Source organism: Rothia aeria (genome assembly GCF_016726365.1).
In the GTDB taxonomy this organism is placed as follows: domain Bacteria; phylum Actinomycetota; class Actinomycetes; order Actinomycetales; family Micrococcaceae; genus Rothia; species Rothia aeria.
Window position 1 is genome coordinate 138,301 of the sequence record NZ_CP068102.1, and the last position, 21,181, is coordinate 159,481.

16 protein-coding genes are annotated in these 21,181 nt (G+C 53.1%); 15 read left to right on the top strand and 1 reads right to left on the bottom strand.

Annotated elements, in window-relative coordinates; translation table 11 throughout:
- Nucleotides 1-7 precede the first annotated feature (7 nt).
- The 15 genes from carA to I6I94_RS00670 all read left to right on the top strand — a co-directional run bounded on the left by carA (nucleotide 8) and on the right by I6I94_RS00670 (nucleotide 20,013).
- Nucleotides 8-1,201 carry a glutamine-hydrolyzing carbamoyl-phosphate synthase small subunit gene (gene carA, locus I6I94_RS00600; RefSeq protein ID WP_126853601.1) on the top strand — a complete coding sequence of 398 codons (1,194 nt, stop codon included), beginning with the start codon at nucleotides 8-10 and terminating at the stop codon, nucleotides 1,199-1,201.
- A complete protein-coding gene (gene carB / locus I6I94_RS00605; protein WP_128087804.1) occupies nucleotides 1,202-4,540 on the top strand; it encodes a carbamoyl-phosphate synthase large subunit in 3,339 nt (1,112 codons plus the stop codon).
- Complete coding sequence (gene pyrF / locus I6I94_RS00610) at nucleotides 4,537-5,388, top strand: orotidine-5'-phosphate decarboxylase (RefSeq protein WP_128087803.1); 852 nt, start codon at nucleotides 4,537-4,539, stop codon at nucleotides 5,386-5,388. The genes carB and pyrF overlap by 4 nt, the downstream gene beginning before the upstream one ends.
- 841 nt (nucleotides 5,389-6,229) lie before the next feature.
- Nucleotides 6,230-6,589 carry an integration host factor, actinobacterial type gene (gene mihF, locus I6I94_RS00615; RefSeq protein WP_006887219.1) on the top strand — a complete coding sequence of 120 codons (360 nt, stop codon included), beginning with the start codon at nucleotides 6,230-6,232 and terminating at the stop codon, nucleotides 6,587-6,589.
- Entirely contained in the window at nucleotides 6,589-7,158 is a 570-nt protein-coding gene (gene gmk, locus I6I94_RS00620) for a guanylate kinase (protein ID WP_128087802.1), read from the top strand. Before mihF ends, gmk begins: the two co-directional genes overlap by 1 nt.
- 185 nt (nucleotides 7,159-7,343) lie before the next feature.
- Nucleotides 7,344-7,802, top strand: a complete 459-nt coding sequence (gene rpoZ, locus I6I94_RS00625; protein WP_128087801.1) for a DNA-directed RNA polymerase subunit omega — start codon at nucleotides 7,344-7,346, stop codon at nucleotides 7,800-7,802.
- Nucleotides 7,803-7,819: 17 nt separating this feature from the next.
- A complete protein-coding gene (locus tag I6I94_RS00630; RefSeq protein WP_201620749.1) occupies nucleotides 7,820-9,142 on the top strand; it encodes a bifunctional phosphopantothenoylcysteine decarboxylase/phosphopantothenate synthase in 1,323 nt (440 codons plus the stop codon).
- A gap of 104 nt (nucleotides 9,143-9,246) precedes the next feature.
- Nucleotides 9,247-10,455 (top strand): methionine adenosyltransferase, encoded by a 1,209-nt coding sequence (gene metK / locus I6I94_RS00635; RefSeq protein ID WP_128087799.1) that lies wholly within the window; start codon nucleotides 9,247-9,249, stop codon nucleotides 10,453-10,455.
- A complete protein-coding gene (locus I6I94_RS00640) occupies nucleotides 10,455-12,845 on the top strand; it encodes a primosomal protein N' family DNA-binding protein (protein WP_201620750.1) in 2,391 nt (796 codons plus the stop codon). The genes metK and I6I94_RS00640 overlap by 1 nt, the downstream gene beginning before the upstream one ends.
- 307 nt (nucleotides 12,846-13,152) lie before the next feature.
- Complete coding sequence (locus I6I94_RS00645; protein ID WP_128087798.1) at nucleotides 13,153-13,959, top strand: RNA ligase family protein; 807 nt, start codon at nucleotides 13,153-13,155, stop codon at nucleotides 13,957-13,959.
- Nucleotides 13,960-14,019: 60 nt separating this feature from the next.
- A complete protein-coding gene (locus I6I94_RS00650) occupies nucleotides 14,020-15,111 on the top strand; it encodes a leucine-rich repeat domain-containing protein (RefSeq protein WP_126926430.1) in 1,092 nt (363 codons plus the stop codon).
- Nucleotides 15,056-16,324, top strand: coding sequence for an AAA family ATPase (locus I6I94_RS00655; RefSeq protein WP_236588885.1), 1,269 nt, complete (start codon nucleotides 15,056-15,058; stop codon nucleotides 16,322-16,324). The genes I6I94_RS00650 and I6I94_RS00655 overlap by 56 nt, the downstream gene beginning before the upstream one ends.
- A gap of 329 nt (nucleotides 16,325-16,653) precedes the next feature.
- Nucleotides 16,654-16,995 carry a hypothetical protein gene (locus I6I94_RS00660; protein WP_236588886.1) on the top strand — a complete coding sequence of 114 codons (342 nt, stop codon included), beginning with the start codon at nucleotides 16,654-16,656 and terminating at the stop codon, nucleotides 16,993-16,995.
- A 79-nt stretch (nucleotides 16,996-17,074) separates the two neighbouring features.
- Nucleotides 17,075-18,124, top strand: a complete 1,050-nt coding sequence (locus I6I94_RS00665) for a DNA cytosine methyltransferase (RefSeq protein WP_201620751.1) — start codon at nucleotides 17,075-17,077, stop codon at nucleotides 18,122-18,124.
- Nucleotides 18,121-20,013 carry an ATP-dependent nuclease gene (locus tag I6I94_RS00670; protein ID WP_201620752.1) on the top strand — a complete coding sequence of 631 codons (1,893 nt, stop codon included), beginning with the start codon at nucleotides 18,121-18,123 and terminating at the stop codon, nucleotides 20,011-20,013. Before I6I94_RS00665 ends, I6I94_RS00670 begins: the two co-directional genes overlap by 4 nt.
- Here the strand turns inward: I6I94_RS00670 and I6I94_RS00675 are convergent.
- On the bottom strand, nucleotides 20,010-21,176 hold the full coding sequence (locus I6I94_RS00675) for a glycosyltransferase family 4 protein (RefSeq protein WP_128087794.1): 1,167 nt from the start codon (nucleotides 21,174-21,176) through the stop codon (nucleotides 20,010-20,012). The genes I6I94_RS00670 and I6I94_RS00675 overlap by 4 nt on opposite strands.
- Between the last annotated feature and the right edge of the window lie 5 nt (nucleotides 21,177-21,181).

The window sequence follows — 21,181 nt, forward strand, 5'->3', positions numbered from 1 at the left end:
GAAGAGCATGACAGTATCGACACGCTCCGGCGCGTTACGCACAGACCGCGCCCTGCTCGTCCTGGAAGACGGCACCATCTACCGAGGGTACGGGTACGGGGCAACCGGCGCATCTCTCGGCGAGGCAGTATTCTCCACCGGCATGACCGGCTACCAAGAAACCCTCACCGACCCCTCCTACGCAGGCCAAATCGTGGCACAAACCGCCCCGCACATCGGCAACACCGGAGTGAACACCACCGACGCCGAATCCCGCAAAATCTGGGTCGCCGGGTACGTGGTGCGCGACGCCGCACGTGTCGCCTCCAACTGGCGCTCCGAACGCACCCTCGAAGAAGAACTCATCGAACAGGGTATCGTTGGCATTCAGGGGATCGACACCCGCGCCCTCACCCGCCGCCTCCGCTCACACGGGTCAATGCGCGCCGGAGTCTTCTCAGGACGCCAAGCCAACCGACCCGACGAAGAACTCCTCAGCGAAGTACGCGCATCCGAACCCATGGCTGGCCGTAAACTAGCCGATTCGGTCACCATCGACAAAGCCTACACAATCGAACCGCACGAGCACGGATGGTTCGCACCGCCCATCGCCTCAATTGTCGCCCTCGACTTAGGCATTAAAGCCATGACACCCCAGCGTTTCGCAGAACGCGGTGTGCGTGTGCACGTGCTGCCTGCCAACGCCACCCTGAACGACATTTACGCCCACAACCCCCAAGGTGTGTTTTTCTCCAACGGCCCCGGCGACCCCGCAACCGCCGACGAACAAGTAGAACTGCTCAGGGAGGTTCTGCGTAAAGGCACCCCGTTCTTTGGCATCTGCTTCGGCAACCAGCTTCTGGGACGCGCCCTCGGGTTCGGCACCTACAAGCTGCCCTTCGGGCACCGCGGCATTAACCAGCCCGTCATGGACAAAACCACCGGGAAAGTTGAAATCACCGCCCAAAACCACGGGTTCGCCGTCGATGCGCCCCTTGACGGGCCAGTCCAAGCCCCCGTTGAAGAATTTGGGCGCGTAGAAGTATCCCATGTTGGCCTCAACGACAACGTAGTAGAAGGCATCCGCTGCCTCGACATCCCCGCGTTCTCCGTCCAATACCACCCGGAAGCGGCGGCAGGCCCGCACGATGCCGCCTACCTTTTTGACCGCTTCATTGAGCTCATGACCGCCACCGAACACCAGACCGCAAAGGAAGCCTAAATGCCACGTCGTACCGACCTTAACAGCGTTCTCGTCATCGGCTCCGGCCCGATCGTCATCGGCCAGGCGGCAGAGTTCGACTACTCCGGCACCCAAGCTCTGCGGGTGCTCCAGGAAGAAGGGGTGCGCGTCATCCTCGTGAACTCCAACCCCGCCACCATCATGACCGACCCCGAGTTCGCCGACGCCACCTACATCGAGCCGATCACCCCCGAGGTCATCGAAAAAATTATCGATAAAGAACGCCCCGACGCGATCCTGCCCACCCTGGGCGGACAGACCGCACTCAACGCGGCCATCTCCCTGGATGAGCGGGGCATCCTCAAAAAATACGGGGTAGAACTTATTGGCGCTAATATTGCCGCCATTAACCTTGGCGAAGACCGCGAAGCGTTCAAAGGCGTCGTTGAACGCGCAGGCGGCGAATCGGCCCGCTCCATTATTGTGCACTCCATGGAAGAAGCGCTAGAAGCAGCTCAAGAGCTGGGCTACCCCATGGTTGTGCGCCCCTCCTTCACCATGGGCGGGCTCGGCTCCGGCATGGCCTACAACGAAGAAGACCTGCACCGCATCGCTGGCGCGGGCATCCAGTATTCACCCACCTCCGAGGTGCTGCTCGAAGAATCCATTCTCGGGTGGAAAGAATACGAACTCGAAATGATGCGCGACAAGAATGACAACGTCGTGGTCGTGTGTTCCATCGAAAACTTCGACCCGGTCGGCGTGCACACCGGCGACTCCATCACCGTAGCACCCGCCCTCACCCTCACCGACCGCGAATACCAGAAACTGCGTGACATCGCCATTAACGTGATCCGCGAAGTCGGGGTTGATACCGGCGGCTGCAATATCCAGTTCGCCGTAGACCCCAAGACCGGGCGCATTATCGTGATCGAAATGAACCCACGTGTTTCACGCTCCTCAGCGCTTGCTTCCAAAGCAACCGGGTTCCCGATCGCTAAGATCGCAACTAAACTCTCGCTGGGCTACACCCTGGATGAGATTCCGAACGACATTACCCAGAAGACGCCTGCATCTTTCGAGCCGACCCTCGACTATGTGGTCGTTAAGGTGCCGCGTTTCGCGTTCGAGAAGTTCCCCGCCGCTGATCCAACCCTCACCACCACCATGAAATCTGTGGGTGAGGCAATGGCGCTGGGCCGTAACTTCACCGAAGCACTTCAGAAGGCCATGCGCTCGCTGGAGCAGAAGGGGTCTTCTTTCTCGTTCACTGCGGTGGAGAGGACCGAAGAGGAGCTTGCCGAGCTGATCGAGAAGACTAAGGTACCCACCACCGAGCGCATCTACCAGGTGCAGCAGGCGCTTTTGGCCGGTGCCACGGTTGAGCAGCTGTTTGAGGCAACGAAGATTGACCCGTGGTTCTTGGATCAGCTGGTTCTGCTGAATGAGGTGGCTCAGTTGGTGCGCGAGCATCGTGACCACCTTGACCCTGAAATCTTGCAGTTGGCAAAGCGCCACGGCTTCTCTGATGCTCAGATTGCGGAGATCATTGGTTCTTCTGAGGATGTTGTGCGCGGTGTGCGCCACGCTTTGGGTATTCGTCCTGTGTTCAAAACCGTTGATACTTGTGCCGCCGAGTTTGAGGCATTTACCCCGTACCATTATTCCAGCTATGATGCTGAGGATGAGGTCGCAGACCACGAGACCCCCTCTATTATGATTCTGGGGTCGGGGCCGAACCGTATCGGCCAGGGTATTGAGTTCGATTATTCCTGCGTGCACGCTTCACTGGTGCTGCGTTCGCTGGGGTACGAGACGGTGATGGTGAACTGTAACCCGGAGACCGTTTCGACTGACTACGATGTTTCGACTCGCCTGTATTTTGAGCCGCTGACGTTGGAGGATGTGCTCGAAATTGTTGAATCAGAGCGCCGCACGGGCGGTTTGTTGGGTGTTTTTGTGCAGCTGGGTGGCCAGACCCCGCTGAAGCTTGCGAAGGCCCTCAAAGATGCCGGGGTCCCGATTTTGGGTACTACTCCCGAGGCTATTGACCTGGCTGAGGACCGCGGTGAGTTCGCGCGCGTGCTGGAGGAAGGCGGCCTGATTTCGCCAAAGAACGGTACCGCATACACCTTCGAGGGCGCCAAACGTGTTGCCGACGAGATTGGCTACCCGGTGCTGGTTCGTCCCTCCTATGTGCTGGGCGGGCGCGGCATGGAGATCGTCTATGATGAAGCGAACCTTGCACGCTACCTTGAAAACGCGACCGAGGTTTCGCCTTCTCAGCCCGCGCTCATTGATAAGTTCCTGGAAGACGCTATCGAGATTGATGTGGATGCGCTCTTCGACGGCACCGAGCTCTACCTGGGCGGTGTGATGGAGCATATTGAGGAGGCCGGCATTCACTCCGGCGATTCCTCCTGTACCTTGCCGCCAATTACCTTGGGTCCCGATGTGATCGCCAAGGTTAAGGAAGCAACTGAGGCTATTGCGCGCGGCACCGGTGTGCGGGGCCTGATTAATATTCAGTTTGCTTACGTCTCTGAGAATCTGTTCGTGATTGAGGCGAACCCGCGTGCTTCCCGCACCGTTCCGTTTGTTTCGAAGGCAACCGGCGTGCAGCTGGCGAAGGCGGCCGTGATGATCGGTTTGGGGAAGAGCATTGCCGAGCTGAAAGCGGAGGGACATCTGCCGAATAGCATGGATGGCGCGTCTTTGCCGCAGAACACCGCGATCGCGGTTAAGGCTGCGGTTCTGCCGTTTAGCCGCTTCCGCACCCCTGAGGGTGTGGTGGTTGATTCTCTGCTCAGCCCAGAAATGCGCTCGACCGGCGAGGTTATGGGTCTTGATACCCATTACGATACCGCCTTTGCGAAGGCCCAGGCGGGTGCGGGTTCGCCGCTGCCGACCGAGGGTAAAGTTTTCGTGTCGGTGGCTAACCACGATAAGCGCAATGTGATTATTTACGCCAAGATGCTGGAACAGCTGGGCTTTGAGATTGTCTCGACCGGTGGCACCGCAGATGTGCTTCGCCGCAATGGCGTGAACTCTACGGTTGCTTCCAAATTTGCGGAGGCAAACGGTCAGCATTCAATTGTTGATATGGTGCGCAATGGTGAAATCGATCTGATTTTGAATACGCCCGCCGGTGGTGCGGCTCGCAGCGACGGCTACGAGATCCGTGCCGCAGCGGTCAGTGTAGGATGCCCCATGATGACCACGATTTCGGAGTTTGCGGCTGCTGTTCAGGCCATTACCGCGCTGCGTGAGCACAGTTGGGGAATTATTAGCTTGCAGGAACATAACGAGTACCTGCACACCGCTAGCTCTGGCGAGCAAGAAGACAACAACCAGGTGCGTGAGGGGGAGCTCTCATGATCCCATTCGGCGATCGTCTTGCCGCTGCGATGGATGAGCGCGGCCCGCTGTGTGTGGGCATTGACCCGCACCCGAAGCTGCTGCAGGCGTGGGGTTTGGAAGATTCTGCAGAGTCTCTGCGTACCTTCACCACGGCTGTCTATGAGGGATGCGCCCCCTACGCCGCAGCGCTTAAACCCCAGGTTGCCTTGTTTGAGCGTCACGGCTCTGCGGGCTTGGCTGTGTTGGAAGAGCTTTTTGCTCGCGCCGCCGAAGACCGGGTTCTGATCGTGGCGGATGCAAAACGCGGCGATATTGGCTCGACCATGAAAGCCTACGCGGATGCCTGGCTTAGCACCTGCTCACCGTTGGGTACGGATTCGGTCACTTTAAGCCCTTATTTGGGGTTTGAGTCGCTTCGCCCCGCACTGGATGCAGCAGCCGCGAACCAGCGCGGAACTTTTGTGCTGGCGCTGACCTCGAACCCTGAGGGTAAGAGCGTGCAGCATGTGGGTAAGACGGAAGATACCGGTGCTGTAGCGAAGCAGATTATTGCCGCAGCCACAGCTGAAAATACCGCGCAGACATGGGAGCGTATGGGCTCGTGCGGCCTGGTGGTGGGCGCTACCGTGGGGGAGGCCCTCCACGATTTGGCGATAGATTTGAGCGCCTTTAACGGCCCTATTCTTTCGCCGGGGTACGGTGCCCAGGGCGCGAATGCTAAAGACCTGTACCGGGTGTTTGCGGGTGTTGAATCCCAGGTATTGGTGAATTCCAGCCGTGGGGTGCTCTCAGCAGGCCCACAGGTTGCCGATCTGGCACAGGCAGCGCAAATGGCTCGTGCGGATCTTGTGGCAGCGCGCGGATAGACAGCTGCCCTCATATACAGTTGGTGCCCGGTGGTTTTAGAACACCGGGCACCAACTGTATCGGGGCGCTTTTATTTTGAAAAATTATTCACATAGTGTTCAAGAAACTATAACACTCTGATATGGGTAAACAATCTTAATCCTCAGCTCAAAACCTCATAAATATTCAATATTTCACTCTGTTTATTCACCCGTACAATAAGAACCTTTGGCATATTCAACAAAAGTAATACATTCTCTATAGTTTCAATCGATGAAGCCTTCCGGCATAGAGATAGTGGAAACCGCCACTTTTATAGTCTTTAAGCTATCGTGAAGCGGCCTTCGGCAGCTTCGATTCCACAGTATGTTTTTATTTATACTCGCGCTATCCGCGCGGTTAACTTGAAGCTTCTTGATTGGTTCTATCCGTACCAGGGTTTTAATCTTTGGAACATCGCGGAACGGTACTCTCGTCGGGTTTTTGTGGAGGTTGAGGTACCGAAACTTGTCGCTGGTGCGGCGTGGCGCTGCCCCGCGTTCGCAGGCGTTTGTTAGTGTGATTAGTGGATGGAGTGAGTAGTTGTGCAGTGTGAGGCTCTCCACCTACTAAAGTGTGTGAACTATGGCACACTCGAAAGGCCCAAACAGGCCGTTTTTCTGGCGTGGAGTTTCTGTGACCAACTATTTCAAAGATTTATAAATATTTTTTCTGCACCGATTTTTCCGCGTATTTCCGCCAAAACTACACCAAATCTTTATAAACCGTAATCCCTAAAATAACGTTTTGGTAAAAATGAGTCGTTCCGGCGTGCTAACTTATAGGCATAGATATTACTTCTTCCGCAGATGGGAGCCCTTCGTGCCGCTATCTCCGTTAACCGAGCAGGCGCGCGCAGACGCGCGTGAGAAAGCACTCTTAGCTCGTACACACCGTCAAGAAATTAAGCAAGCACTTACTAATCGTGAACTTACCGTACGTCAGGTTCTTGACATGATCGACACTGACCCTGCCCTGGCTAAAATGCCGGTGGGGCAGATGCTTCGTGCGCTACCCGGTATTGGGGCCGTGCGGGCTACAAAGATTATTTCTGAACTAGAGATTGCACCAACACGCCGCCTAGGTGGTTTAGGCGTGCACCAGCGGCGTAAAATGGTTGAGTATTTTAATCGTCACACACGCTACTTTGACCGCGCTCGACGGGTCAAAAAGGATAACTAATGACCGCTAAGCCTACTCTTACCGTCTTGGCCGGACCCACCGCTGTGGGCAAAGGCACCGTATGCCAGTACATTCGTGAACACTACCCGCAGGTGTGGTTCTCTGTATCGGCAACCACGCGGGAACCGCGGCCGGGTGAAGAGGAGGGCGTGCACTACTACTTCGTCTCTATGGATGAGTTTGACCGTATGATTGATGAGGGGCAAATGCTGGAGTACGCGGTGGTGCACGGTAAAAATAAATACGGCACCCCCCGCACTAAAGTGCAGCAGGCGTTGGATGCTGGCCGCCCGGTGATTCTTGAGATTGACCTGCAGGGTGCACGTCAGATCCGTAAATCTATGCCGCAGGCGCAGCTGGTTTTCCTAGCGCCACCAAGCTGGGAGGAGCTGGTGTCCCGCTTGACGGGGCGCGGCACCGAGTCAGAGCAGGAGCAACAGCGCCGTCTTGAGACCGCAAAAGTTGAGCTTGCCGCCGAAAGCGAGTTTGATGTGACCGTGGTAAACGATACGGTTGAGCGGGCGGCACATGAAATTGCCCAGCTCATTGGGGCCGAGCCCGCACAGTAGCCCATCTGCTGCCCTGATAGAGTGGGTGTACCTGCTGCCGTGGCGTGCTCAAGCTAACCGTGCCAGGTACAGCCTGTACGTGATTTTTGGGTTGTGACAGGGTAGAATAGTTCTTTAGTTTTGGCTGAACCCGCATCACATGGGTGTCGGCACTGAAGAAGAACACAACATATATTGGAGTTTCTGTGGCAAACGAAACCAAAGAGGACTACAACTTCGTCGATGGCACCGCGCCTGAGGGTATTGTGAACCCCAGTGCCGATGCACTGATTGAGAAGGCGGAGTCTAAGTACGGCCTGGTGATTTTCGGTGCCCGCCGTGCCCGCCAGATTAATGCATACTACGCAAACCTGCAGGAGAACACCGGTGAGCATGTTGGCCCGCTGGTTGATTCCGAACCGAATGATAAGGCCCTGTCGGTTGCCATGCGCGAGATTATGAGCGATCAGATTGTTGCTGAGCACATCCCCGACGGTCGTTTTGATGAGAACGGCCAGCTGGTACACGAGGACTTCTCGGCAGCTATGCTCGGTATTGATGAGGCTGACTTCATGAGCACCGCCGTTGAGGAAGAGTACATTCCTGCGGGCACCGAAGAAGTCATTGCGATTGAAGAGGTTGTTCTCGACGACTCCGCTGAGTAAGGATTTTATTTAATACCATGCGCATTATCGTTGGTATTGGAGGGGGCATCGCCGCATATAAGGCGGCGATGCTCCTTCGTCTTTTCGGTAAAGCCGGGCACGAAGTAATTGCTATGCCCACCAATACCGCCCTTGAGTTTGTGGGTAAACCAACCCTTGAGGCTCTCAGCGGCAACCCTGTGCATACAAGCGTCTTTGAGCAGGTTCCGCAGGTGAATCATGTGCGCCAGGCCGAGCTTGCGGATGCGGTGGTTATTGCCCCGGCAACCGCCGATTTATTGGCGCGGTTAGCTTCTGGGCGGGCTGATGATTTGCTGTCTGCTACGGTGCTGACCACGCATGCCCCGGTGATTCTTGCCCCGGCAATGCACACGCAGATGTGGGAGCATCCGGCCACACGGGAGAATGTGCGTATTCTGCGTGGGTACGGGTATCACCTGATTGAGCCTGCCGTGGGCCGTTTAACGGGGCCAGATTCTGGTGTGGGGCGCCTGCCGGAGCCTGAAGATATCTTTGAGGCGGCACAGCGTGTAATTGCAGAGTTCCCGAAAGGGAAGGAGCATCCTTCGCAAACTCCGGGGTACGCGCCAACGCACCCGGTGCACGCTGGTTCAACGGAAGACTCTGACAGTTTATCTGCGCCAAGCATAGAACCTGAGCCTGGGATTCTGGCGGGTAAACGCATCGTTATTACCGCCGGGGGCACCCGGGAGGCGCTGGATCCGGTACGTTTTTTGGGGAACCGTTCAACCGGTAAACAGGGTGTAGCCTTGGCACAGGCTGCCCGCGATATGGGCGCTTCGGTGCACCTGATTGGTGCGAACCTTGAGGTATCCGCCCCCGACGGTGTTGAACTGACCCGTGTGGTGAGTGCCGCCGACCTGCAGCGGGCGGTGCTGAAGTCTATCTCCGGGGCGGATGCGTTGGTGATGTCCGCGGCGGTGGCCGATTTTCGCCCGGCGGATTACGCCGAGTACAAGATTAAGAAAACTGCTGACCCCGACGATAACCCGGTAATTCGCCTGGTGCGTAACCCTGATATTCTGCGTGAGGTGGTTCAGCGCCGCCAGCAGCTGGGGGGCGGGCCGCGCCTGATTGTTGGGTTTGCCGCCGAGACCGGTTCACCCGATAAAACCCCGCTTGAGCTGGGGCGTGAGAAGCTTACCCGTAAAGGCTGCGATTTTTTGGCGGTGAACACGGTGGGTATCAGTCAGGGGTTCGGAACTGATGAGAACACTGTGACGCTGATTTCTTCCCTCACTGATGAAGCCCCCGTTTTTTCGGGGTCTAAGGGGGAAATATCACGGGATATCCTCACCACCCTTGCAACATATTTATGAGCTTCTGTGCGCGGTTGAGCGTCACAGTCCGTAATATTTGTGACAAGACTTCATAACGGCCCCGTGCACTCCTCGTGCCTGAGAAACAGAGTAGAGTAAAGACCATGAGCACTAATTCCCATTTGCGCCTGTTCACCAGTGAGTCGGTGACTGAGGGCCACCCAGATAAGATTTGTGACCAGATTTCAGATGCTATTCTTGACGGCATTATTGCCCAGGACCCGGTGGCGAACGTTGCCGTTGAAACAATGGTGACAACCGGTCAGGTTCATGTTGCCGGTGAGGTAACCACTTCTAGTTACGTTGAGATTCCAGCGATTGTGCGTGAAACAATCTTGGGTATTGGTTATGACTCTTCAACCCGTGGTTTTGATGGTGAGTTCTGCGGTGTCTCGGTATCGATCGGCGAGCAGTCACCCGATATTAACGCGGGCGTGTATGAGTCGCTTGAGGCCCGTACCGGTGTAGCCGTTGACGACTATGACCGGCAGGGCGCGGGGGATCAGGGCATCATGTTTGGGTATGCATCGAACGAGACGAACGTGTTCATGCCCGCCCCGGTGTGGCTGGCGCATCGGCTCTCTGAGAAGCTGACAAAGGTGCGTAAGAACGGCACCCTGGTGAATCTTCGACCCGACGGTAAAACCCAGGTAACGCTGGGGTATGACGGTAATAACACCCCGGTTTCGGTGGATACGATTGTGGTCTCTACACAGCACACAGCTGACTATGATCTTGCCGATTTGGCGGCTGATGTGAAGAACCAGGTGATTGTGCCGGTGCTATCTGGGCTGGAACTTGATACCTCGAACACGAAGTTCATTATTAACCCGGCGGGCCGTTTTGTGCAGGGCGGCCCCGTGGGGGACGCAGGCTTGACCGGCCGTAAGATTATTGTTGATACCTACGGCGGTTCGGCGCGGCACGGCGGCGGTGCCTTCTCGGGGAAGGACCCGTCGAAGGTGGACCGCTCGGCAGCGTACGCCATGCGCTGGGTAGCCAAGAACGTGGTCGCGGCCGGGCTGGCGGATCGGGCTGAGGTTCAGGTGGCGTACGCTATTGGCCAGGCATCCCCGGTGGGCCTGTACGTTGAGACGTTCGGCACTGAGAAGGTTGATCCGGCGAAGATTGAGAAAGCTATTCGTGAGGTCTTTGATTTGCGGCCGCTGGCTATTATTAATGACCTTGATCTGCGCCGCCCCATCTATAAGAAGACCGCCGCGCACGGCCATTTTGGGCGCACCGAACCGGAGTTCACGTGGGAGCGTCTTGACCGTGTTGAGGCTCTACGTTCGGCGGTGTCAGCCTCGTAATGCCGTACCCCGCTGACGAGCGGTTAAACGCCACTTCTGGTGCGCGTGAGCAGCAATCCCTGCAGCAGCCTGATCTGTTGCAGGGATTTCCTGCCATTGCTGATGCGCTGTACGCTTCTGCCCCCAAGCCGCCGCAGGACCCTCATGAGGCTCTTGCGGCTAGTGGTGTGCCGTTCCCGGTGGCGCGGGTGCGGGTTGATAGTACGTTGCCGCATCTTGATAGGGTGTTTGATTACCGGGTGCCTGAGAAGATGAGTGAGGATGCGGTGCCGGGTGCGCGGGTGCGCGTGCATTTTAATGGGCAGCGGGTGAGCGGCTTTATTACGGAACGTGCCGAATCTACAGATTATCCGCAGCGCCTGTTGCCCCTACTAGCGGTGCTTTCGCGGGTTCCGGTGGTTGCGCCCGAGGTTTTTGAGCTGGCTGAGGCGCTGGCTGACCGGTACGCTTCAACGGTGGCGAATGTGCTTCGGTTGGCGGTGGCGCCGCGTATTGCCGCACTGGATAAACGTTATGAGGGGCACCTGCCGGGGTTCTCTGAGCTGGCCGGTTTGGGCAATGGTGAGCCTGCGGGGGAGAACGCCCCGGATACGAATAATTATGCAGATGGTGCTGAAGAAGCGCCCAACACACCCGAGACGACGGGTAGCGCCGATGCTGCCCAGGTTGAGGCGGTGCGTGCGTTTCTGCTGGGCGGGTTCGCCCCGTTTACTGCGGATCCGCCCGGGCTGTGTGATACGTCGGCTTTTGACGACTATGAGAACGGCCCGGAGTTTATGGCCGATCTGGCGGATGGGGAGCCAGCACGCGCGGTGTTGAGTGTGCTGCCGGCGCATCCTGAGAATGATTGGGCTGATCTGTTGGCGGTTGCACTGGTGGCGTGCGCGGCGGGTGGCCGTGGCGCTATTGCGGTGGTGCCCGATCAGAAAAGCCTTGACCGTCTTGAGGCGGCGCTGAGTGAACGCGCCCCGACGGGTTTGTTTGCACGGTTGAGCTCTGGGGAGGGGCCGCACAGCAGGTATCACGCCTATGTGAAGGCACGGCTGGGGCTGGTTCCTATTGTGATTGGTACACGCGCGGCTGCGTATGCGCCGGTGGCTCACCTGGGGCTGGTGGTGTGCTGGGATGATGGGGATTTCTCGCTGGTGGAGCGCCGCGCCCCGTACTGCCATGCGCGTGATGTACTGTTGCTGCGGGCGCAAGCAGCGGGGGCAGCGGCCCTGTTCGCGGGATATGCCGTCAGTAGTGAGGCGGCGCGGCTGGTGCGTACCCGCTGGGCGTCTCACTTGGTGGCGCCGCGGCAGGTGGTGCGTGAGTTTTCGCCGCGGGTACATTCAACGGGGGATGAGTACCAGTTGGCCCGTGACCCGTTGGCGGCGGTGGCGCGTATTCCGCAGTTGGCGTTTATTGAGGCTCGTAAGGCTTTGCAGCGTGGCCCGGTGCTGGTGCAGGTTGCACGCGCCGGGTATGTGCCGTCGTTTTCGTGCCAACGGTGCCGTATGCCTGCCAGGTGCACGGTGTGCCGTGGCCCGCTGGCGCTTTCGCATGGTTCGGCGGTGCCGGGGTGCGCCTGGTGCGGGCATCTGGCGCAGCAGTGGCGGTGCACGGAGTGCGGTTGTGAACGGTGGCGTTCTGGTGCTGTGGGTGCGCTGCGCACAGCGGAGGAGCTGGGGCGGGCGTTCCCGAACGTTCCGGTGGTTTCTTCGGCGGGGGATCATGTGCGTGCCTCTGTGGGGGCTGAGCCTGCGCTAGTGGTGGCCACCCCCGGGGCTGAGCCGGTTGCCGAGGGCGGCTATGCTGCGGCGCTGCTGCTGGATGCGGATGCGATGCTGCGTTTTGATTCTTTGCGCGCCCCAGAGGCCGCGTTGCGGCGATGGTTTAATGCGGCGGCGCTGGTGCGTTCTGCGGCGCAGGGCGGGGTCGTGGTGACAACGGCGTCACCCTCACCAGTGGAGCAGGCGCTGGTGCGGTGGGACCCTGCCGGGTTCGCCCGGTTTGAGCTGGATGAGCGGTCACAGATTGGGCTGCCCCCGGCTGTACGCACGGCTGCTATTACGGGTGCTGAGAATGATGTGCAGGCGTTCCTGACGGAGCTGAACCTGCCGGAGGGTGTACGCGTGACCGGGCCTGTGCCGCTGGATGAAGATTTCTTCGCGCACCAGCATTCCGCGCCTGCCGGCGTCGAGGGCGGGGGAGAGGGCGATATATCTGAGCCTTCACCGTCAGGGGCCGAGGATGCGGTACCCGGGGACTGGCGCGCTATTCTCTTCTTCACCTATGCGCAGGCGCCGCAGGTTACCCATGAACTGCGCTCCGTGCGTGCAGCGCTCTCGGCGCTCAAGCGTGTCGGGGCGGTTCAGGTTCGTTGTGATGGTTTGGATGTTGTCTAATCACTAAGCTTCATTCTAGCTGCCATTTACTTTACTCTAAAAGTTATAGAAATATTTCATACATATATGAGTTTTTCTCGAAGAAGGTGCCATACCGAAGATACGTAGCTGGTGGACGGTGCCACACCGCTCGCCGACGTAACGCGCGCTGGACATCGAAGAGTTTCCCGATTCGGAAAACTACGAAACCATCGTCGGCTTTAGGTTGATCAACTTTTGGCGTCTAAACAAAGCGATACAGTAGAAAAAATATAATCAGCCGCAGAAACCATCCGAAAAACTTAAAAATAAATTTCAAGGACAAATCATGATAGCGAATACCGAACCACAAAAATACGCCCGCAGCCTGCACGCACCCATCAGCTTGGGCACAACTTCAGACGACCGCTTTATGCCTCGCGGCTACCTCGCGCATTTCGCTACTCTGCAGCAATTGGTATTGACCGAAAAGCTGGACGGGCAAAACAACTGCTTCGCCGCCCACGGTCTCTATGCCCGCAGCCATGCCGCCCCTACCCAACATCCGTGGGACAAACCGCTGCTGCAACGCTGGCAGCACATCAAAGACGACTTGGGTGACCTCGAACTTTTCGGCGAAAACATGTACGGCATCCACTCCATCGCCTATTCGCAGTTGGAAAGCTATTTTTACCTGTTTGCCGTCCGCCGCGGCGGACATTGGCTGTCGTGGGAAGAAGTTAAATTCTATGCCCAGCTGTTCGATTTCCCCACAGTTCCCGAACTTCCCATCGTGCATCCGCTTGCCGACTTCACCCAAAAATACACCGACGAAGACATCGCTTTGGAGCAATGGCTGCTCGCCAATTTAGGTGCAACATGGACAGACAGCGTGCAAACCGCAGGCAAACTCGGCGGCTACGACCCGAAAACAGGCGAAGCATGCAGTGAAGGCTTCGTCATCCGCAATGCCGCTGATTTTGCCACTAACAACGGTAACCTGCCCGTACAGTCCAACGAGTTTGACAACCTCTTTAAACTTGTTCGCGCCAAACACGTTAAAACCGATGTGCATTGGACAAAAACTTGGAAGCCCGCCCGCCTTATCGATTATGATAAATACCATTGGCAAAGCTGGCAGTTTCAGACGGCCTGAAACCCGTATTTAAATGAAAAATATTATAATTCGATAACTTAAATAAAAAGAAAGGAAAGCATGGGCGGATATATCTATGGTCTCCCGAAGTTTTGGGAAATCAACAGCAACTTTGCCGAATTTCTCCAAGATTTGCACCAGTACAAAAACAAAGTCCATGAACTGGATCGTATTCAATTTAGCGAAGGTGCAAATTTACAGACGATTTTCCCTGTTCTATGGGAAGAAGTGCTACAACACCATCCGTCCATCCATCTACGCTTTTATGCGTATTCAAATTTCGATGTAGATTGGATTGCCAGTTTTACTGACTTAGAAAACCTTTCAATTGAAGTCGGCGGTAACAACAGCATCATCCGCAATTTGGAAAAACTGGCAGAATTTCAAAGCCTGAAAAGTTTGGTACTGAGTGCCGACAACGGCTTCGGCAACCTGAATTTCCTAAACGGCGTGAATCCAAAACTGCAAGAACTGTATTTGTGTTCCAAAACAAAATCCGCCAAATCAGATTTAAGCGTTTTAACCAGCTTTCAGCATTTGGAAACGCTTTCACTACTCAACTTGGAAAAAAATCTAGACAAAGCTGTTTCTAGCCTGAGCGCGCTGGAAAAACTTACGCTACGCAGCATTTCCAAGCCACAGCACATTGACTTCATAAACGGGTTGAAAAATCTCCAATTTCTCACTCTGCAACTATGTAGCTTTGAAAACATAGATGCTGCCGCGCAACTGCTCAAATTGAAATATCTACAATTGTGGAGGCTACCCAAACTGGAAAACTTGGACTTTGTATCCCAGATGCAGGGGTTACAGTTTTTGTTCGTGGAAACCCTTAACGGCATTACCCGTTTTCCCAAAGTGGCTGGCTTAAAACATTTACGCAGAGTGAAGATTGCTTCGTGTAAAAACCTAACTGATTTTAGCGAAGTAGCGTACAGCCACTCTATTCGAGAGTTTGCTGTGCAAAATGCTACGCAGCCGAATTTGGATATCTATATCCCGATTATCGAAAACCAGCACATCGAAAATTTGGGTATCGGTCATGAAAAAGCAGCCATACAAAAGGAAATGCAAGCACTTGCGCAAAAACATGGTCGTGAACAAATCACAGTTTGCATGTATCCAGATTTCGAACAGTTCGTATTTGAGTAATTTGATACCAGACATCATTGCCCAAGCATTGTTTTCAGACGACCTGAAGTCAAGTCATCCAATAACAAGAAAGACCACCATGTGGACATTTCCCCATTATCCACCCGGCAAACTTCCTAACTGGCAAGCCTTGGAACACCGTTTCAGCTGGTTTGCCGACATGAAAAACGTGCCGCAGGATCCTGAATGGCACGCCGAGGGTGATGTATTCGTCCATACTAAAATGGTGTGCGAAGCCCTGCTGCAACTGCCTGAATTCCAAACACTCAGCGAGCAGGAGCAACATATCTTGTTTGCCGCCGCTATGCTGCATGATGTAGAAAAACGCAGCACTACTAAACGTGAGATCCAAGGCGGCAAAGAGCGGATTGTGTCGCCGAACCATGCCAAAAAAGGTGAATACACTGCCCGCTCCCTGCTTTACACCGAACTTGCCACGCCGTTTGCTGTGCGCGAAGCGATAGCCAAACTCGTGCGTCTGCATGGACTGCCTCTGTGGGCAATCGACAAACCGAGTCCGGAACGCGCCGTCATCGCCGCTTCTTTGCAGGTCAATACCGCTCACCTCGCTATGCTTGCCAAAGCCGACGTTCTAGGTCGCATCTGCCGCGACCAACAGGATATCCTGTTGCGCATCGACTTGTTCCGCGAGCTGTGCGAAGAAAACGGCTGCTGGGGCAAAGCACGTAATTTCGCCAGCGATTACGGCCGCTATCTCTATCTCAACGGCCGCAGAGACATGCCCGATTACCAGCCGTTTGACGACCGAACCTTTGACGTATACGCCATGTGTGCCATAGCAGGCAGTGGCAAAGACAGTTACATCAGGCAACACCTTGCCAATCTGCCCATACTGTCGCTGGACGACATCCGCCGCGAGCGCAAACTCGACCCCGCTAACCCGAAACACAGCGCAGAAGCCGTGCGTTTGGGTAAAGAGCAGGCAAAAGAATACCTGCGCGCCCGCACGTCATTTGTCTTCAACGCCACCAACCTCAACCGCGACCTGCGCAGCAAGTGGCTGCCTATGTTCGCCGACTACGGCGCGCGGGTACACCTGATTTATTTGGAAGTGCCTTACACGCAATTACTGTCGCAAAACCGTAACCGCGAACATTCCGTGCCGAATGATGTGATACACCGTATGATCAACAAACTGGAAATTCCCGATTACGGCGAAGCGAATACAGTGGATTTTGTAGTTTCTGAGTAAAAATACAAAAAGCAGAAGAATCGTTTGTCATGCCCTACTCTATCTAAATTCACAGCAAATGATTTTCGCGTAAATCGATTACCGTCTGCGACTTCATTGATGTTTCCTGAATTGAATATAAAAGGTCGTCTGAAAATTTTCAGACGACCTTTGTCTAGATTTAAGCCTTATGCTTTTTCTTGAGTGCGGCTTTCAGGACGCGTCCTAAAACAAAGCCGACCGTTGAGGGCAGCAGCCAGCTCAGTCCGACGTTATAAAGATGACAAGCACCTGAGCCGCCGTCAGATCAACCACCACCGCCTCATCATCGAGCGTATGGTGCACTTCATATGCTGGCGGGTGCTGAGGCTGATGTTCAGGCGTTCCTGGCGGAGCTGAATCTGCCGGAGGGTGTTCGCGTGACCGGGCCTGTGCCGCTGGATGAAGATTTCTTCGCGCACCAACATTCCGCGCCTGCCGGTGTCGAGAGCGGGGGAGAGGGCGATATATCTGAGCCTTCACCGTCAGGGGCCGAGGATGCAGTACCTGGGGACTGGCGCGCTATTCTCTTCTTCACCTATGCGCAGGCACCGCAGGTTACCCATGAACTGCGTTCCGTGCGCGCGGCGCTCTCGGCGCTCAAGCGTGTCGGGGCGGTGCAGGTTCGTTGTGATGGGTTGGATGTGGTGTAGTTGACGAAGTTCTACCAGGTATATTGAAGATTGCGTGTAAGGTAATATAAAGCTAGAAATCAAGCGACAGGATGGAGATATGGTGAGGGAGATAGAAGTAATTGACCTTTTTACAGGAGCAGGTGGCCTAACAGCAGGAGCTCATTATGCAGCTTCGGAACTAAAGTTGAAACTAAATATAGTCGCATCTGTAGAGATAGATCCAGACTCTGCCTTCACCTATAAAGAAAATTTTAACCCTCTACGGCAGTACATTGGGGATATTTGTGATTGGTTAAAGTTAGAATCTGTGCCACAATCTGACTTAATAATAGGTGGCCCCCCTTGTCAAGGATTCTCAAGTTTGGGAAAACAAGAAGAAAAGGATCCAAGGAACATATTATGGAAAGATTATGTAAAAACAATATGTAGGTCAAAACCAAAATATTTTATACTAGAAAACGTGCCACCATTTCTAAAGTCTAGGGAATATAAAGAGTTGCGAGATTTAACAGAGGAAGGTGGAATCCTTGAATCATATACTATAGACAGTTATATATTAAATGCTTCCGACTTTGGAGTTGCACAGAATAGAAAACGAGCTATTTTAATCGGAAGGCTAAAAACCTTATCTGAAATAAAAATATCTCCTTTAATTACAACACCAAAAACAATTCGTGAAGTATTTCAAGGAATTCCACAAAAAACTGATGGTATAGACCTTCCTAAAGGGAGAAAATATTTTTCTTCAAAAGAGTTACATCTTGGTAGGAATTATAGCAAACTATCCCTTAAGCGTTTTGCTTCCATACCTTCTGGAGGAAATCGTTTTGACATTCCTGAAGAGCTCTTATCACCTTGTTGGAAAAAACATACTAATGGCTCAACTGATGTAATGGGGAGGCTCCGTTGGGATAGCCCATCAGTAACGATCAGAACAGAATTTTTTAAGCCAGAGAAAGGACGATACCTACATCCTACTGAAAATCGTGCTATAACACATTTTGAGGCTGCTCGTCTACAAGGATTTCCGGATGACTTTATGTGGTATGGTAGTAAGGCCTCTATTGCACGACAAATTGGCAATGCTGTTCCTGTAGATATGGCCCGAATATTAGTATCAGCTATTTTGAAAGAGATATTAAAATGACCAGTAGAAAAAATGCTCCTTGGGACACGCCACATGAGACATACATCCAACGTATACAGGGAAAACATCAAGCGAAGAAATATATACCTCTAATAAAAAATATCCGTTTTTTCTCGTATAAAAATATATTAGATAATAGTGTTATAGAGTTTAATTCTCCTATAACTTTACTAGTAGGAGAAAATGGGACAAATAAGACATCGATATTACGAGCTGTTGAAGCATGTCCTGGTAAAAAAAGTTTAGGGGATTATTGGTTTGATACTGATTTGGATATAATTCCGAACTCTAATCGACCTCGCTACATATACCAATATGATATACCAAATTCATCTCATGTTGCAGAAGTTAAAAAAATGCGGATACTAAAATCTAAAAAATCTAAAAGGAGTCCAGATTATTTCGAAACAACTAGACCTCACAAAAGTGATGGAATGTCCCCGATGCCAGAGTATTCAAAGTTAACCGCGGCCGAGAAACCTTATGCAAATAGAACCCGGTGGATTCCTTTGGATAAGCCGGTATTATATATTGATTTCAGGCAAGAGGTCCCAGCATATGACATTAATATGTTTTTTGGTGTTTCGACTAAAAATACATCTAATATAAAAACAAGGATTCGAAATACTTCACATAAACTTAAAAATCTTTTTGATGGATGCAAAGGTGAAAAATATGAGATTTGGCATCAGAAAAATAGAGTAATTGAACCTTTAATAAATTTGTCGAGCGAAGAGATTTCCTGGATTAGCTACATTCTTGACAAAAAATATAAAAATATCAAAATTATTAAACACTCATTTTTTGAAGTTCCTGGATACACAGTATTAATTGATAGCAGTTCTACATATTCTGAAGCATATGCTGGAAGTGGAGAGTATGCAGTAATTATGATGGTTCATAAGATGTGGAGGGCTAGTAATTCATCCTTGATAATTATGGATGAACCCGAAACCTCTCTGCATCCTGGAGCTCAAAGCAAACTTCTCAAATATATACTTTTTATATGTTATGAACGAAATACTCAGTTTGTTATTTCTACTCATTCACCTTACATATCTGAGAGACTTCCAGATGAATGTCGAGTTCGCTTAGAAATAGCTTCTGATAGCGATAACAAGGTAGTTCCTTATCCTAATTCTCCTCATAAGCTTACATTTGCCGCACTAGGAGGAATTTTGTATGAAGATTTATGTAAATCCAATCTTATTGTAGAAGATAAACTGGCAGAACATCTAATCAAAAGAGCTATTCACATTTGTGGAAATAGTAAGACACTAGATGTGATTAATATAAATATTCTACCAGGAGGAGTATCCACACTATATGAGAAAGTTATTCCAATATTCTCCACTTTAAATGCCAATACGCTTAGAATAGTATTAGATGGTGACCAACGAAAAAATATCGAGGTTCCTTACAAAATATCGGCAAAAGGGTCACAAGATAGTCATATTGCTTTGGATGAAATACGCAAGCAACGAAAAGATAAGTTATTGAATAAATTAGGAAATAATTCCAAAGCCTTACTTCTTAATAGCAATGATTCTGGAACCATTCGGGAAGATGAAGTCATAGAACAACTGCTCCAATGGATTGATTCTCATGTTGGATATTTACCTGGCACTAAAAACCCAGAGCACCTAATACTTTCATGTCTTGCAGATAACAACTTGCTAGATGATGATATAAATATAGAAATGATGAACAACGACGACGCTAAAGATTTTTTTAAACAAAAGGCAGAGAAATCATCATTTAGTAGTGAGGTTAGTGCTGCTGATATATTTCAGGAGCAGAAAACATACGCTAATAAAATTCCTGAAGATTGTAGCATTTGGAAAGAAATATATGAAGAAGTGTCTCAGATACTTTCTACAAACGACTAAATACAATCCCTTTTTATTATATTTATTCCCCTCACAATTCTTATCAGCTTCAACGCTGAGTCGCGCCAGGAATAGTGGGAAGCATCCTGCAAGCCTTCAAGGATCACGCGGTCACGTACCGTGTCGTTTTCGAGGGAGCGGATCGCTTCAACCCAGGCGGGCGCATCTGCCTGTGGATCCTCGGTGACGGAAGCAAAGACAGAGTGTGGGGCGATCTCGCGGAAAATATCGATATCGCTAATCACGGCGGGGCAGCCCGCCGCCTGAGCCTCCACCACAGGCAGGCCGTAGCCCTCGGCTCGTGAAGCCGTCACCAGTGCGTGCGCAGACTCCAACAGTTCCGCATACTCTTCATCGGAAACCCCGTTGTGCACCACCACGTTCGAACCCGCCGCCAGGGGAGAGAGCAGCCCCTGCTCTTCGAGCTCGGCACGGCGCGCATCCGGCATTTTCGACAGCAGATGCAGCGTGTACCCCGGCAGCTCACGCATGGCGTACAGCAGAGTCTCCACATTCTTATACGGCATGAACGAGCCCATATACACCAGGTGCCTGCTCGCGCCCTCAGCCCGTGACTTTGCACGGTGCAGAGCCTCGTCCTCGCTCACCACAGACCCCGGCTGCGGGGCGTTCGGCACCACGTGCAGCGGCTTCTCCGTCAGCCGGTGCTCACGAATCAGCCGTGCCGTAGACTCCGAAACCGTCACCACGGCATCGGCCCGGTTCAGCAGCATACGCTGCGGTGTGTAGCTCTTATGGAACAGCCGCCACCCCGCCCGCACCGGCGCAGGCAAAAAACCCGGAGGGGTCGGGTGGTCGTAATAAATCAGGTCATGCAGGGTCAGCACCAGCTTGAACTTACGCCCCACAGACCCGATCGTCTGCATAGGCGAAAACACCACATCCGGCTTATACTTATTCAACTGAAGCGCCGCCGTTGGCTCCAGGGGGCCGGTCGGCGAACAAATCTTCACATGCGGCAGATCAGGCAGCATCTGCAGCTGCCGTTCATCACTAATCACCATCACCAGCTGCACATCGGCAACCTCAGGGGCACCGGAATCCATCAGGCCCTTTAACGCCCCCAGCAGCGAGGCAGTGTACCGGCTAATACCATCATGAAAACCAATGCGCGTGTACCGGGCATCAACCATAAGCTTCACAGAGG

What these genes read in the sequence shown, in the direction of transcription:
- carA (WP_126853601.1), top strand. Translation starts at nt 8, where the DNA reads ATGACAGTATCGACACGCTCCGGCGCGTTACGCACAGACCGCGCCCTG.
- carB (WP_128087804.1), top strand. Translation starts at nt 1,202, where the DNA reads ATGCCACGTCGTACCGACCTTAACAGCGTTCTCGTCATCGGCTCCGGC.
- pyrF (WP_128087803.1), top strand. Translation starts at nt 4,537, where the DNA reads ATGATCCCATTCGGCGATCGTCTTGCCGCTGCGATGGATGAGCGCGGC.
- gmk (WP_128087802.1), top strand. Translation starts at nt 6,589, where the DNA reads ATGACCGCTAAGCCTACTCTTACCGTCTTGGCCGGACCCACCGCTGTG.
- I6I94_RS00630 (WP_201620749.1), top strand. Translation starts at nt 7,820, where the DNA reads ATGCGCATTATCGTTGGTATTGGAGGGGGCATCGCCGCATATAAGGCG.
- metK (WP_128087799.1), top strand. Translation starts at nt 9,247, where the DNA reads ATGAGCACTAATTCCCATTTGCGCCTGTTCACCAGTGAGTCGGTGACT.
- I6I94_RS00640 (WP_201620750.1), top strand. Translation starts at nt 10,455, where the DNA reads ATGCCGTACCCCGCTGACGAGCGGTTAAACGCCACTTCTGGTGCGCGT.
- I6I94_RS00645 (WP_128087798.1), top strand. Translation starts at nt 13,153, where the DNA reads ATGATAGCGAATACCGAACCACAAAAATACGCCCGCAGCCTGCACGCA.
- I6I94_RS00650 (WP_126926430.1), top strand. Translation starts at nt 14,020, where the DNA reads ATGGGCGGATATATCTATGGTCTCCCGAAGTTTTGGGAAATCAACAGC.
- I6I94_RS00660 (WP_236588886.1), top strand. Translation starts at nt 16,654, where the DNA reads ATGCTGGCGGGTGCTGAGGCTGATGTTCAGGCGTTCCTGGCGGAGCTG.
- I6I94_RS00665 (WP_201620751.1), top strand. Translation starts at nt 17,075, where the DNA reads ATGGTGAGGGAGATAGAAGTAATTGACCTTTTTACAGGAGCAGGTGGC.
- I6I94_RS00670 (WP_201620752.1), top strand. Translation starts at nt 18,121, where the DNA reads ATGACCAGTAGAAAAAATGCTCCTTGGGACACGCCACATGAGACATAC.